Here is a 13,971-nt window from a genome sequence, read left to right on the forward strand (position 1 = left end):
CATCAACGGAGGCCTGACCGATGACCGACCGCATTCCATTGAAACGCGCGCTGATTTCCGTTTCCGACAAGGCGGGGCTAATCGAATTTGCGCGGGCTTTGTCGGCGCGCGGGGTCGAATTGCTGTCGACCGGCGGCACCGCCAAGGCGCTGCGCGAGGCCGGGCTGACTGTGCGCGATGTGGCCGATGTCACCGGCTTTCCCGAAATGATGGATGGCCGCGTCAAGACGCTGCATCCGGCGGTGCATGGCGGGTTGCTGGCGTTGCGGGACAATGCCGAGCATATGGCGGCCGCCGCCTCGCACGATATCGGGATGATCGACCTTCTGGTGGTGAACCTTTACCCGTTCGAGGAAACGGTGGCCAAGGGCGCGTCCTATGACGATTGCATCGAGAATATCGACATTGGCGGCCCGGCGATGATCCGTGCCGCGTCCAAGAATCACGCCTTTGTCACCGTGGTCGTGGACGTTCAGGACTATCCCGCCGTGCTGGCCGAACTGGACGCCAATGACGACGCGACCAGCTATGCGTTCCGCCAGCGTCAGGCCCAGATCGCCTATGCCCGGACGGCGGCCTATGACGCGGCGGTCTCGGGCTGGATGGCGCAGGCGATCGGTGACGAGATGCCGCGCCGCCGCAGTTTTTCCGGCACGCTGGCCCAACCGCTGCGTTACGGCGAAAACCCGCATCAGGCGGCGGCGTTCTATCGCGACGGTTCGGTCCGGCCGGGCGTGGCCACGGCCCGGCAGTGGCAGGGCAAAGAGCTCAGCTACAACAACATCAACGACACCGATGCGGCCTTTGAGCTGGTCGCCGAATTCGACCCGGCACAGGGACCGGCGGTCGCGATCATCAAGCATGCAAATCCTTGTGGCGTGGCCCGTGGCGCGACGGCGATCGATGCCTATCGGCGCGCCTATGATTGCGACCGCACTTCGGCTTTTGGTGGCATCGTGGCGTTGAACACCGCGCTGGACGCCGAAACCGCCCGCGCCATCACCGAGATTTTCACCGAGGTCGTCATCGCCCCCGAGGCCAGCGACGAGGCGCGCGAAATCTTTGCCGCGAAAAAGAACCTGCGTCTGCTGACGACCGGCGGGCTGCCCGATGCGGCGGCGCCCGGTCTTGCCTTTCGTCAGGTCGCCGGCGGGTTTCTGGTTCAGGGACGTGACAACGGGCATGTCAGCCGCGCCGATCTGAAGGTGGTGACCCAGCGCCAGCCGACGGCGGAAGAGCTGGAGGATCTGTTGTTTGCCTGGACCGTGGCCAAACATGTGAAATCCAACGCCATCGTCTATGCGCGCGACATGGCCACCGTCGGCATCGGCGCGGGCCAGATGAGCCGGGTTGATTCGACCCGCATCGGCAAGCGCAAATCCGAGGACATGGCCGAGGCGCTGGGCCTTGCGCAGGCGTTGACCATCGGGTCCTCGGTCGCGTCGGACGCGTTCTTTCCCTTTGCCGACGGGGTCGAGGCCCTGGCGGCGGCGGGCGCAAAGGCGGTGATCCAGCCCGGCGGATCCATGCGCGACGCCGAGGTGATCGCGGCGGCGGACCGGCTTGGCCTTGCCATGGTCTTTACCGGACAGCGGCATTTCCGACACTGATGAGCGACAGTCCCGACAAACCGCGCAAGGCGCCCGCGAAACGCCGCAGCCGCAAGAAGCCGCAGCCCCGTGTCTGGCGCAATGTCGGGCTGTCGGCGGCGGTGATCTTTCTGCTGGATCAGGCGCTGAAATATCTGGTCGTGCATGTGATGCGACTGGATCGGGTGCGCGAAATCGACGTGCTCGACCCCTGGCTCAATCTGCGCATGGCGTGGAATCAGGGGATGAATTTCGGCCTCTTCGCCAGCGATGCCAATATGGCGCGCTGGATCCTGATCGCGATTGCGCTTGCGGTTTGTCTTTGGGTCGGGATCTGGGTCGGGCGTGCGAAACCCTCGCGTTTCGCACAGATCTCGGCGGGGTTGCTGATCGGTGGCGCGCTGGGAAATGTGGTCGACCGGGTGCTTTATGGCGCGGTTGCGGATTTTCTGAACATGTCGCTGCCCGGTTGGCGCAATCCGTTCAGCTTCAATGTTGCCGATATCGCGATTTTCCTGGGCGCGCTGGGTCTGGTGCTGCAGCCGCCAGAGAAAAAACCCGCGCCGCGCAAACGCAAGGCGACCGCCAAGGCGCGGACGGCCGCGCCCCAGACCGCGCGGCCCCAGCCGGGTCCGGCCGGGGAACAGGCCGAATTGCCGCTTGACGACAAGACCCGTGACGAGGCCGGCAATTCACGCTAGAACGGCGCCACAAGGATATGAGGGACGGATGATGCGGGCAATCGCGCTGACCATGACCATGCTGTTGCTTGCCGGCTGCAGCACCGATCCGCATCTGATGAACACCTCGAACGGGGGCGACGGGCCGGATGAATTCGGCATCGTGCCGACCAAACCCTTGCAGATGCCCGACGATCTGAACGTTCTGCCCAGCCCGACCCCGGGCGGCGGCAACCTGACCGATCCGACGCCACTGGGCGATGCGGTCGCCGCGCTTGGCGGCAATGCCGGCCAGCTCTCGGCACAGGGTATCGGCGCCTCGGATGGCGGGCTGGTCAACTATGCCTCGCGCTTTGGCCGCGATCCCGCGATCCGTCAGGTCACGGCGCAAGAGGATGTCGAATGGCGCAGCCGCAATGGCCGCCGCCTGCTTGAGGTTCTGGCGCGCAGCAATGTCTATTACCGCGCCTATCAGCCAATGACGCTGGACAGCTGGACGGAACTGGAACGCTGGCGCCCGACCGGGGTACAGCTGCCCGCCGCGCCGCCGCGCGATCGTGGCCAGCCGGTGGCCAGCCCCATCGACGACGCACCGGTGCTGCGCGGCGATTGATCGCCGCGGGGCCTTTCACCGGCTCGCGAAAACGCGATTCGATCACGGTTAGATGACTGGTCGCGGGCTTGTGCGGCCCGCTGCCTGCGGGCAGGTTCTGCGCAACCCGGAACCGGAGCCTGCCGATGATGATACGTCCCCCCCTTTTTGCGCCTGTGGCGCTGTTTCTGGCCGCCACGCCGGCGCTTGCCGAGATGCCGCCCGGGGTCAGCCAATTCACGCTGGATAACGGGCTTGAGGCCGTGGTGATCGAGGATCACCGCGCCCCGGTCGTCGTGCAGATGGTCTGGTACAAGATCGGCGCCGCCGACGAACAAGAAGGCAAATCCGGCATTGCCCATTATCTGGAACACCTGATGTTCAAGGGCACCGACAAGCGGGCCCCGGGCGAATTGTTCCGGATCCTGACGGCCAATGGCGGTATGGGCAATGCCTTTACCAATTACGATTTCACCAGCTATTTCGAACGCATCGCCAGCGACCGGCTGCCTTTGGTCATGGAGATGGAGGCCGACCGCATGCAGAATCTGCGCATCGGCGAAGATGACTGGCAGGCGGAACGCCAGGTCGTGCTCGAAGAGCGTTCGCAGACCACCGACAGCAGCCCCGACGAGCAATTCGCCGAAGAGCGCAGCGCGGTTCAGTTCTATAACCACCCCTATCGCCGCCCGATCATCGGCTGGCGGCAAGAGGTCGAGGCGCTGACCCGTGAGGATGCAATCGCCTGGTACGACAACTATTATGCCCCGAACAATGCCGTGCTGGTGATTGCCGGCGACGTGACCCCCGAGCGCGCGCGCGAGCTGGCACAGGAATATTACGGCCCGATCCCGGCCAAGCCCGATGTCGCCCGCAAGCCGCGCCCGCAAGAGCCGGTTCAGTACAGCGCGCGCCGGATTGAGCGTTCGGATCCGCGCGTCGCCCAGCCTGTCATGATCCGCACCGTGCTGGCGCCGGAACGCAATCCGGGCGATCAGAAGATGGCGGCGGCGCTGACCGTGCTGGCGGAATTGCTGGCCGGATCGGCCCAGACTTCGGTCCTGACGCATGATCTGGTTCTGCCGGGTACGGCGCTGAGCGTCAGCGCCTATTACGACGGGCTGACCGTCGATCCGACGATGTTCGGCCTGTCGATGATCCCGGCGCAGGGCGTCTCGAACGCGGATGCCGAGGCGGCGCTGGACGCGGCTCTGGACAAATTCCTGGCCAAAGGCCCTGATGCCGCACAGCTGGAACGGGTCAAGACCCAGCTGCGCGCCGCGCAGATCTATTCCCAGGATTCCGCCCATGGCCGCGCCTATGAATACGGGCAGGGCCTGTCGGTCGGTCTGGGCATCGAGGATGTGAACGACTGGCCCGCAATCCTGGACGCGGTGACGCCCGACGATATCCGCGCCGCCGCCAAACTGGTTCTGGAAAACCCGGCCAATGTGACCGGCTGGCTGATGCCCGCCGATCCCGGCACGGCCGAAGCCGGTGCCCAACCCGCATCCGCCGATGCCATGCCCGTCCCAGCCAATTCAGGGGAAACCGAATGATCCGCGCTCTTGTCACCTTTGCTTTCGTGGCGCTGGCCAGCCTGCCGGCACGCGCCATCGACATCCAGCAGATCACCTCGCCCGGCGGCATCAAGGCCTGGCTGGTCGAGGATCACTCGATCCCCTTCACCGCGCTTTCGCTGAGCTTCAAGGGCGGCGCCAGTCTGGATGCACCCGGCAAGCGCGGCGCCACGAGCCTGATGACCGCGCTTTTGGAAGAGGGCGCGGGCGAGATGAATTCGGTCCAGTTCGCCGAAGCGGTCGAGGGGCTGGGCGCCCGGCTCGATTTCGATGCCGGCGACGATTCGCTGATCGTCAGTGCGCGCGCGCTCACCGAAAACCGCGATCAGGCGGCTGAATTGCTGCGTCTGGCGCTGACCGAGCCGCGCTTTGACGCGGATGCGGTCGAACGTGTGCGCGGCCAGTTGCAATCCGTGATCCGCAACGAGGCAACGGATCCCGAGGCCATCGCCGCCAAGGAACTGGCGCGACAGGCCTGGGGCGATCACCCCTATGCCACCTCTGTGAACGGTACCGCCGAATCGGTGGCGGCCCTGACCCGCGACGATCTGATCGACGCAAAAAACCGGATTCTGGCCCGTGATCGCGTCGTGGTGGCCGCCGCCGGAGACATTTCTGCCGCGGAACTGGGGGCGCTTCTGGACAAGATCCTGGGCGGATTGCCGGAACAGGGCAGCGCCCCCCTGCCGCAGGCGGCCAAGCTGCAACTGACCGGCGGCGTCACCGTGATCGACTGGGAAAGCCCGCAAACGGTGGTGACCTTTGCCCAGCCCGGCCTGCCGATTTCCGACCCGGATTATTTCGCCGCCGCGGTGGCCGATCACATTCTGGGCGGTGGCGGCTTTTCGTCGCGCTTGATGGATGAGATCCGCGAAAAGCGCGGTCTGACCTATGGCGTCAGCACCGGGCTGGCCAACAAGCTTTATGGCGATTACTGGGTGGGCGGCATGGCCAGCGCCAATGAAAAGGTGGCCGAGGCGGTCGATCTGATCCGTCAGGAATGGGATCGTTTCGCCGAGGGCGGCGTCACCGACCAGGAACTGGCCGATGCCAAGACCTATCTGACCGGCGAATATCCCCTGCGTTTCAACGGCAATGGCCGTATCGCCGGTATTCTGGGCGCGATGCAGCTGATCGGCCTGCCCGCCGATTACGTCAACACCCGCAATGCCCGGGTCGAGGCCGTGACCGCCGAGGATGTCGCCCGCGTGTCCAAGCGTTTGCTGAACTCCGGCGAGATCCGCTTTGTGCTGGTCGGCCGTCCCGAAGGCATCACCGCCAGTCCGTGACGAATCCTTTTCCCATCCTTGGGAACCTGCTAGATTTGGGGGCATGAACAGTCATGCCCCCAATATGCGCCCCATCATCCGGCAATTGGACGAGGCCGCCGCCAACCGCATCGCGGCCGGCGAGGTGGTCGAGCGCCCGGCCTCGGCGGTCAAGGAACTGGTCGAGAACGCCCTGGATGCCGGCGCCACCCGGATCGAGGTCGCCATCGCCAAGGGTGGCAAATCGCTGATCCGCGTCACCGATGACGGCTGCGGCATGACCGCCGGGGATCTGCCGCTTGCGCTGGCGCGGCACGCGACCTCGAAAATCGACGGCAGCGACCTTCTGGATATTCGCAGCTTTGGTTTCCGGGGCGAGGCATTGCCCAGTCTGGGCGCGGTGGGCCGGCTCACCATCACCAGCCGCGCGCCGGGCCATGACGGCGCCCAGATCACGGTGGCGGGCGGCCATATCGGGCCGGTGCGGCCGGCGGCGGGCAATCGCGGCACGGTGGTCGAATTGCGCGACCTGTTCTTTGCTACCCCCGCGCGGCTGAAATTCCTGCGCACCGACCGGGCCGAAACCCAGGCCGTGGCCGATACGCTGCGCCGTCTGGCCATGGCCGAACCCTATGTCGGTTTCACCCTGATCGACGAGGACGAGGGCCGCACCCTGCTGCGCGCCGATGCCGAGCAGGGCGAATTGTTCGGGGCCATGCAGACCCGGCTGGGCCGGATCATGGGCCGCGATTTCATCGAAAACGCGCTGCCCATCGATGCCACGCGCGATGAGATCACGCTGACCGGCTTTGCCGCGCTGCCGACCTATTCGCGGGGCGCGGCGGTGGCGCAGCATCTTTACGTCAATGGCCGCCCGGTGCGCGACAAGCTGCTGACCGGGGCGTTGCGGGCGGGATATGTGGATGTGCTGGCCTCGGGGCGGCATCCGGCGGCGGTGCTGTTTCTCAGCTGCGATCCGCATCTGGTCGATGTGAACGTGCATCCCGCCAAGGCCGAGGTCCGGTTCCGCGAACCGGCGCTGGCGCGCGGGCTGGTGGTCAGCGCGCTGCGCTATGCCCTGGCCGGGGCCGGGCATCGCGCGTCGACCACGGTGGCGGCGGCGGCGCTTGGCGTGGCCCAGCCCGAACCGATGCAGCCCCGCGCCTATCAGGCCGATTACCGGCCCGCGCCCGGCTTCGCGCCCAACAGGCCGTCGGCCCCGGCCATCGCGGCCAGCCTTGGCTTTCAGGCCCCCGGTTTCGCCGAGGCCCCGACCGCGCGGGTCGAACCCCCGGCGGAACAAACCGCCCCGGCCGACGCGCCGCTGGGCGCCGCGCGGGCGCAATTGCACGAAAACTGGATCATCGCCCAGACTGCGACCGGCATCGTCATCGTCGATCAGCATGCCGCGCATGAGCGGCTGGTCTATGAACGGCTCAAGGCGCAGGCCGAGGTCAACGGCATCGCCAGCCAGGCGTTGCTGATCCCGGAAATCGTCGAGCTGTCCGAACCCGACGCCGCGCGCATCCTGTCCATCGCCGATGAACTGGCCGCGCTGGGGCTGGTGATCGAGCCTTTTGGCGGCGGCGCCATCGCCGTGCGCGAGGTGCCGGCGCTGATCGCCCGCATCGACGCGCCGCGGCTGATCCGCGACATTCTGGACGATCTGCTGGATCAGGGCAGTTCGGACCGGCTGCGGGCGCGGGTGGATGCGGTGCTGTCCTCGATGGCGTGCCACGGCTCGGTCCGGTCGGGGCGGCGCATGAACGCCGATGAAATGAACGCGCTTTTGCGCGAGATGGAGCGGACGCCGAAATCGGGCCAGTGCAACCACGGCCGCCCGACCTGGATCGAGCTGAAGCTATCCGATATCGAGCGGCTTTTCGGGCGCAGCGGTTAGTCCGTCACATTGACCCGCACGGCCGGCCGCGCGACAAGGGTCTGGCGCAACAGCAGTGCAATAGACGGAGAATCGCATGCTGGAAATCAGTCCCGACAAGATCGCCCATGTCATCATTCGTGCGCGGGAATATGACAGCGGTGTCAACGCCTGGGCGCATAGCGGCCAGCGGACAGGCCATGGCACGCGGACCGAACTGCATGAATTCATCGCCAGCCTGAACGAGGACGAACAGGCCAGTCTGGTCGCGGTCATGTGGATCGGCCGTGACACCTTTGGCCCCGAGGAACTGGACGAGGCGATCGAAACCGCCAAGGTGGAACGCAGTTCGCCGACCGAGGATTACCTCATGGGCGAGCCGCAACTGGCCGATTATCTCGAAGCCGGCATGGACGCTCTTGGGATTTCCCCCGAGGATACCGAGGACGCCTTGCAGCGCCCGGTCTAGGTCAGGCCCGCGCCCGGCCCCACGCCGCCGATCAGGGCTGCGCGCCGATGCGCGACAGCCGGATCAGCGCGCCCGGATCCTCATCCGTCAGCACCAAAAGGGCGCCATCCGGCGCGATCTCGATATCGCGGATCCGGCCCAGCCCCTCGGCCAGACGCTGTTCCCCGGTCACCCGGTCGCCATCCAGCGTCAGCCGGACCACCGCGCCGGCCCGCAATCCGCCGATCAGCGCGTTGCCGTTCCATTCCGGGAACATGTCGCCCCGATAGAACACCATGCCGCTGGGCGCGATCACAGGGTCCCAGTAATAGACCGGCTGTTCCATCCCGGCCTGAGCGGTGATGCCGCCATTGACGGGATTGCCGTCGTAATTCTGGCCATAGCTGATGACCGGCCAGCCGTAATTCCGCCCGGCCTGCGGGCGGTTCAGCTCATCCCCGCCATTCGGGCCGTGCTCGACCGTCCAGAGCCGGCCTTCGGGGTCAAGTGCTGCGGCTTGCAGGTTGCGGTGGCCATAGCTCCAGATTTCGGGCCGGGCCTCTGGATCGGAAAACGGATTGCCGGATGCGGCGCGACCGGTTGCGGCGTCCAGCCGCAGCACCTTGCCCAGATGGTTCGAAAGATCCTGCGAGGCGGGGTTTTCGGCCGAAGACAGGCCGCGCTCGCCCGTGGTGACATAAAGATTGCCCTTTGCATCGAAAACCAGCCGCGATCCGAAATGGATCGGCGATTCGACCGCCGGTTGCTGTTGAAAGATGATCTGCACATCCTCAAGCGCGGTATCGTCGTCGGACAGCCGGCCGGTGCCGACCGCTGTCGCGTTCTCGCGATTTCCGCGCGGCTGGGCAAAGCTGAACCAGACCTGCCGCGTCCGGGCAAAGTCGGGCGCGACCGCCACGTCGAGCAAGCCGCCCTGACCGGAATCCGCGACCTCGGGCAGGCCCCTCAGCGGTTCAGAGAGCGCGCCGTCGCGGTAAAGCCGCATCCGGCCCGGCCGCTCGGTGATCAAGACCCCGCCATCGGGCAAAAGCGCCATGCCCCACGGGTTGCTCAGCCCTTCGGCCAAGGTGTTCTGCATCAGGCGCGGCGCGCGCGGGATCACGGTTGCGCGGGTCTGGCCGGGAAAGGCCGGGCTTTGCCCCCGCGCCTCGGGCGGGGCGTCGTTGAAATCGGCATATGCGGGCAAGGCCGGGGCGAGGCCCAGGGCAAAGGTGGCGGCAAGGGCGCGCAGGGGCGTCATGGCGGGGTCTCCGTCATTATGTCGGGATCAGTATAGCGCGCGCGCCCGGTCGCGGCGCTGACAATCTCGTCAGGGGGTGCCACCATCGCGAGGCTCGCCGATCCGGGCGATATGGCGGTCGAACAGCGCCTTTGCGCGACCCCATGCGCCCTGATCCAGACGGTCCAGACCGTGCAGCACCGGCAGCAGCTGGCCGGCATAGTCGACCGAACTTTCATAGGGCAAAAGCGAGGGCAGGTTGTCGATGGCCATGACGTCCAAGGGCGGTTGCGTGGCGACGCGCAGCACCGGATTGGCCCAATCGGTCACCCGGTCATAGACCCGGATCGGGTTGAAGTCGCTTTCCGGGTCACAGGCGACATCGCCGATGACGCTCAGCGCGCGTCCCGGCGCCGTGGCCTCGGGCGGGACGAAAACCGGGGTGCCGGGACCTGCAAGAATGCAGTTGATGAAAACCTCATGCGCAAGGATTTCGGGAAAGGGGCCGCCGCTGGCCGTCTCGGCCATGTCCCATTTCGTGACCGGAACCCCCATCTGCGTCAGCAGTGCCAGCGCGCCGCTGCCCACGCGCCCCAAAGCCCCGATGATCAGCGCATGCGGCCGCGCCGCGCCGGTGGCATCCAGTTCGGCCCGCAGGGTATCGGTCATTGCGCGCTGCGATGCCCAGTCCTGGACCGGCCCGCAAACGCCCCCCAACCGCTGTGCGGCCCATGCCTTGAGCGCGACCGCAGCTCCGGCGAACCCCGCCCAATAGCCGAATGCGGCCAGCCGGCGACCATCGGCATCGGTCAAGTATTCCAGATCGTAAAGCGCCCCGCCGCCATCACGAAGCCTGCGCAGCAATGCCTGCCCACCCGGTTGGCCCTTGAAGGCATGGCCGAACATGACGTGGCGATGGATCAGGGGGCCGCCCTGTGCGGGAAGCTCTTTCAATCCGAAGATGATGGCGTCCGGGGGCGCGTCGGGCCAGCTGTCCTGAGGCGCGATCCTGGCCCCGGCGGCGGCGTAATCGGCGGTGGGGATGATGCGATGCGGGCTGTTCTCGACGGTGACGCGGATGCCGCGCGCCGAAAGGCTGCGCACCCCGTCCGGGGTCAGACCGACACGGCGTTCGTTATCGCGGCTTTCCGCGCGGACCCAAAGATGCGTCATATCCCCCCTTTCGAAAAAAAGCTTACGGAAAGCTGCCTTTCGTGACCAGCTCGGGCCGACGCGCGCCCCGGAACGGACCCTGACCCGAGGCGTCGATGCGGGCAATTGCGGCCTTGATCGGCTCGATAATGACGGCCATGGCAAAGGCGGTGGCGTGGATCATCCGATCGCCATCCAGCGCCATCGCGACATGCCCCGGCCAGAACAACAGGTCGTTGCGGCGGATCTCGCCCTCAATGGGGGCAAAGGCCGCCTCTTGCATGTCGCTGTCGCCGGGACAGGCCACCGCGCAGGCCGCCAATGCCGCCTGCATCAGCCCCGAACAGTCGATGCCCCAGCGGCTGTTTCCGCCCCAAAGGTAAGGGGTGCCGATCAGCTGTTCGGCGACCGCGGCCGGATCCTTGGCGGGCAGGTCGGTGATATGCTGCGCCGGGATCCAGCCGCCTTGCACCAGCTGCGCAAAGGCGCCGTCCCGCCCGCTGATCGACAGCCGCGCGCCCAGCGAAAGGCTGAGCGTCTCGGGCGTCTTGAGATTGGGCGCCGAATAGATATGGGTCGCAGGCGCGCTGACGCGATGGGTGATCGGTGCGTCGGCATCGCCGAGATGTGCGGCCCGGATCCAGCCGCAATAACCGTCCAGCGCGGCCTCGACGAAAGCCCAGCCCTCGTTTTCGTCGATCACCGTCAGATCGGCGCCGAAATTCACCTGCCGGTCGCGGGCACCCGCCGGGGCGCGGCACAGATCGGCGATTGGCACCGTCACCCGTGCCGGGCGTCCGGCCGTATAGGCGGGGCGGTCGATCACGCCCCGCAACCTGTCCAATGCGACGCGTTCGGTGGCCGGGGTCAGGCGGCGGTCATGTGTCACGGTCATTTCAGCAACTCTGGCAATGCGTTCAGGATGGCGCGCATGCCCTGTCCGGCGCCACCCTTGGGCCGGCCGGGGGCGGCGCTGGGTTGCCAGCCATAGATGTCGAAATGCAGATAGTGCCGCGCCTTTCCGGTAAAGCGTCGCAGGAACAGCGCCGCCGTGATCGCACCGGCAAAGCCGCCGCCGGGCGCATTGTCCAGATCCGCGATTGCAGGCTCGATCATGGTTTCATACGGGTTCCAGAAGGGCATCCGCCAGACCGGATCGGCATGGGCCATCCCCGCGGCCTGCATCGCCGCAGCCACAGCATCGTCGTCACAGAAGAACGGCGGCAGATCGGGGCCAAGCGCCACCCGCGCCGCGCCGGTCAGCGTCGCCATCGAAATCAGAAGCTCGGGCGCCTCTTCATCGGCCAAAGCCAGCGCGTCGGCCAGAACCAGCCGGCCCTCGGCATCGGTATTGTTGATCTCAACGGTCAGCCCCTTGCGGCTGGTCAGGATATCGCCGGGTCGAAAGGCATTGCCGGAGATCGCATTTTCGACCGCAGGAATCAGCACGCGCAGATTGAGATCCCGGGTCATGCCCAGCCGCGCCAGCGTGTCGGCAAGCCCAAGGACATTGGCCGCCCCGCCCATGTCCTTTTTCATCAGGGCCATTGACGAGGCCGGCTTGATATCCAGCCCGCCCGTGTCGAAACAGACCCCCTTGCCGACCAGCGTGACCCGTGGCCCGCGACCCTCAAAGCGCAGATCCAACAGGCGCGGCGGTTCTGCCCCCGCGCGCCCGACCGCATGGATCATTGGAAAGTTCCGGGCGATCAGCTCGTCGCCCGTGATCACCGAAATCTGTGCCCCGTGTCGCGCCGCAAGATCGCGCGCCGCCTGTTCAAGCTGCGCGGGCCCCATATCCGAGGCCGGGGTGTTGATCAGATCCCGGACAAGAAACTCTCCCTCGGCCAGCGCCGATATGCGCTTGGCGTCCACCCCCTCGGGGCAAACGAGATGAGCGGATGCGGGCTCGGCCTTCTTGTAGCGGGCAAAACGATATTGCGCGAACAGCCAGCCCAGCGCGCCAAGGGCCGGATCAAAGCCTGCGGGCTGATTGGCCAGACGCCAGTTCCCGGCCGGCAGCTTTTCGGCAGCGGTGGCAAGCACATAGCGTTCCCGGTGATGGCGTGGCGATTCGCGGCCGATGCCGTAAAGCGCGCCCACGATCCCCCCGGCATGGTCGGGAAGCAGGCAGATCTGGCCGGTTCTGCCGGCAAAACCCTGTGCACGGGCCCATGCCGCATCGGCTTCGGTGATGGCGTCGGGCAGTTGGGGGCCGTCCGTCGTCTGCCGAACCAGCCAAACTGGCCGTGTCGGGGCATTGGGATCGCCGAATTCCGGTGGCATATGAACTCTCGTGCTGGGTATGTTTGCCACAGGGTAGCGCGGATGCCGATGGCTGCAAGGGGTCCTTGGCGCTATCCGCTTTCCGGCGTTTCCCAGATCTGGGTCAGCGATCGGTTGCCGGTTCGGCGCAGTCGTGATGCGGTCGCGGCAAGCCCGGTGCGATCCTGTCGTTCGGCGCAGCTTCCCACATCGACGGCGACCCCCGCCAACGTGACCAGCCCGACCTGCCATGCAAGGCGTGAAAGCTGATCGGCATGATCGGCCACCGCAGCCAGATCGCCTTTCTCGGTCGCGGTCAATGTGCGGGTCAGCGCAAGGGCCAGTTGTTCAAGAGCGGCACCGATTACCTGTACCGCCGTCGCCTCACCCAGTTCACGGATCAGTTGATCGAGCCTTTGCAGGTCGATGCGCACAGCTTCGTCGACTGTCAGAAGCGCAACTTTTGTCATATTTCTTCCTCACGCCGGGATTTCCCGCACAGCTTTGCAACCTGTCATCAATCTCTCAAGAAAAGGTTATCCGCGCGATGCTAAACCCCTCGAACTTTATCCGTCTTGCGGCTATCAAACGCGGGGACAATGGATGAGGAAGCCATGAAACTAGCCACTCTGCTGCCGCACTATCTGGTACAGCGCTATCATGGCTGGCACGCGACGGCCTTCACCGAGAACCGCGCCTGGTATCGCCGCCTGGCCGAGGATGGTCAGCGTCCGCGCGCGATGGTGATCGCGTGTTGCGATTCGCGAGTCCATGTCACATCGATCTTTGGCGCCGATACGGGCGAGTTCTTCATCCATCGCAATATTGCCAACCTCGTTCCCGCCTATGCCCCGGATGGCGAACAGCACGGGACGTCGGCGGCCGTCGAATATGCCGTCAATTCGCTGAAAGTCGCGCATTTGGTCATTGTCGGTCATACCGGTTGCGGGGGGGTGCAGGGATGCCACGCCATGTGTTCGGGGCATGCTCCCGAGCTTGAGGAAAAAACCAGCTTCGTTGGGCGTTGGATGGATATTCTGCGGCCCGGTTATGATCGCGTTTCGGACCTTCCAGCGGATCAGCAGATACGTGCTCTTGAACAGCAGGCAGTGCTGATCTCACTGGAAAACCTGATGACGTTCCCGTTTGTGAGGGCGGCTGTCGAGAGCGGGGATTTGTCGCTGCACGGAGTTCTGCACGACATCGCGCAAGGAACGCTCGAGCAATATGACAGCAAGATTGAAGCGTTCGTACCGGTTGCCTGAACGCGCAAGGCGC

The 13,971-nt window shown here is 65.8% G+C and carries 13 protein-coding genes; 8 read left to right on the forward strand and 5 right to left on the reverse strand.

Annotated features, from left to right (window positions below; all coding sequences use genetic code 11):
- The first annotated feature begins 20 nt into the window (after positions 1–20).
- The 7 genes from purH (at position 21) to ACFOMH_RS06135 (ending at position 8,057) form a co-directional block, all read left to right on the forward strand.
- Entirely contained in the window at positions 21–1,610 is a 1,590-nt protein-coding gene (gene purH, locus ACFOMH_RS06105) for a bifunctional phosphoribosylaminoimidazolecarboxamide formyltransferase/IMP cyclohydrolase (RefSeq protein ID WP_377743278.1), read from the forward strand.
- Positions 1,610–2,290, forward strand: coding sequence for a signal peptidase II (lspA, locus tag ACFOMH_RS06110; RefSeq protein ID WP_377743279.1), 681 nt, complete (start codon positions 1,610–1,612; stop codon positions 2,288–2,290). Before purH ends, lspA begins: the two co-directional genes overlap by 1 nt.
- A gap of 31 nt (positions 2,291–2,321) precedes the next feature.
- Complete coding sequence (locus ACFOMH_RS06115) at positions 2,322–2,882, forward strand: DUF3035 domain-containing protein (RefSeq protein ID WP_374423496.1); 561 nt, start codon at positions 2,322–2,324, stop codon at positions 2,880–2,882.
- Between the two features lie 125 nt (positions 2,883–3,007).
- Positions 3,008–4,420 (forward strand): M16 family metallopeptidase, encoded by a 1,413-nt coding sequence (locus ACFOMH_RS06120; RefSeq protein WP_377743281.1) that lies wholly within the window; start codon positions 3,008–3,010, stop codon positions 4,418–4,420.
- Complete coding sequence (locus ACFOMH_RS06125) at positions 4,417–5,730, forward strand: M16 family metallopeptidase (RefSeq protein ID WP_377743283.1); 1,314 nt, start codon at positions 4,417–4,419, stop codon at positions 5,728–5,730. Before ACFOMH_RS06120 ends, ACFOMH_RS06125 begins: the two co-directional genes overlap by 4 nt.
- A 43-nt stretch (positions 5,731–5,773) precedes the next feature.
- Positions 5,774–7,609 carry a DNA mismatch repair endonuclease MutL gene (gene mutL, locus ACFOMH_RS06130; protein WP_377743284.1) on the forward strand — a complete coding sequence of 612 codons (1,836 nt, stop codon included), beginning with the start codon at positions 5,774–5,776 and terminating at the stop codon, positions 7,607–7,609.
- Between the two features lie 76 nt (positions 7,610–7,685).
- Complete coding sequence (locus ACFOMH_RS06135) at positions 7,686–8,057, forward strand: DUF3775 domain-containing protein (protein WP_374423488.1); 372 nt, start codon at positions 7,686–7,688, stop codon at positions 8,055–8,057.
- A gap of 31 nt (positions 8,058–8,088) precedes the next feature.
- Here the strand turns inward: ACFOMH_RS06135 and ACFOMH_RS06140 are convergent, their stop codons facing one another.
- From ACFOMH_RS06140 to ACFOMH_RS06160, 5 genes are all read right to left on the reverse strand, one after another.
- Positions 8,089–9,297, reverse strand: a complete 1,209-nt coding sequence (locus tag ACFOMH_RS06140) for a PQQ-dependent sugar dehydrogenase (protein WP_377743286.1) — start codon at positions 9,295–9,297, stop codon at positions 8,089–8,091.
- A gap of 69 nt (positions 9,298–9,366) precedes the next feature.
- Complete coding sequence (locus tag ACFOMH_RS06145; protein ID WP_377743287.1) at positions 9,367–10,449, reverse strand: saccharopine dehydrogenase; 1,083 nt, start codon at positions 10,447–10,449, stop codon at positions 9,367–9,369.
- 22 nt (positions 10,450–10,471) lie between these two features.
- Positions 10,472–11,323, reverse strand: coding sequence for a C40 family peptidase (locus ACFOMH_RS06150; protein WP_374423482.1), 852 nt, complete (start codon positions 11,321–11,323; stop codon positions 10,472–10,474).
- Entirely contained in the window at positions 11,320–12,714 is a 1,395-nt protein-coding gene (locus tag ACFOMH_RS06155) for a leucyl aminopeptidase family protein (RefSeq protein WP_377743288.1), read from the reverse strand. The genes ACFOMH_RS06150 and ACFOMH_RS06155 overlap by 4 nt, the downstream gene beginning before the upstream one ends.
- A gap of 71 nt (positions 12,715–12,785) precedes the next feature.
- The gene (locus tag ACFOMH_RS06160) at positions 12,786–13,163 is read right to left on the reverse strand and encodes a hypothetical protein (protein WP_374423479.1); all 378 of its coding nucleotides are present in this window, start codon (positions 13,161–13,163) and stop codon (positions 12,786–12,788) included.
- A 144-nt stretch (positions 13,164–13,307) separates the two neighbouring features.
- On the opposite strand from ACFOMH_RS06160, the gene ACFOMH_RS06165 reads away from it, so the two are divergent.
- Positions 13,308–13,958: a carbonic anhydrase gene (locus ACFOMH_RS06165; RefSeq protein WP_374423801.1), complete on the forward strand. Its 651-nt coding sequence runs from the start codon at positions 13,308–13,310 to the stop codon at positions 13,956–13,958.
- The last annotated feature ends 13 nt before the right edge of the window (positions 13,959–13,971 follow it).

It is taken from the genome of Paracoccus mangrovi (genome assembly GCF_042648425.1).
GTDB lineage: Bacteria > Pseudomonadota > Alphaproteobacteria > Rhodobacterales > Rhodobacteraceae > Paracoccus > Paracoccus mangrovi.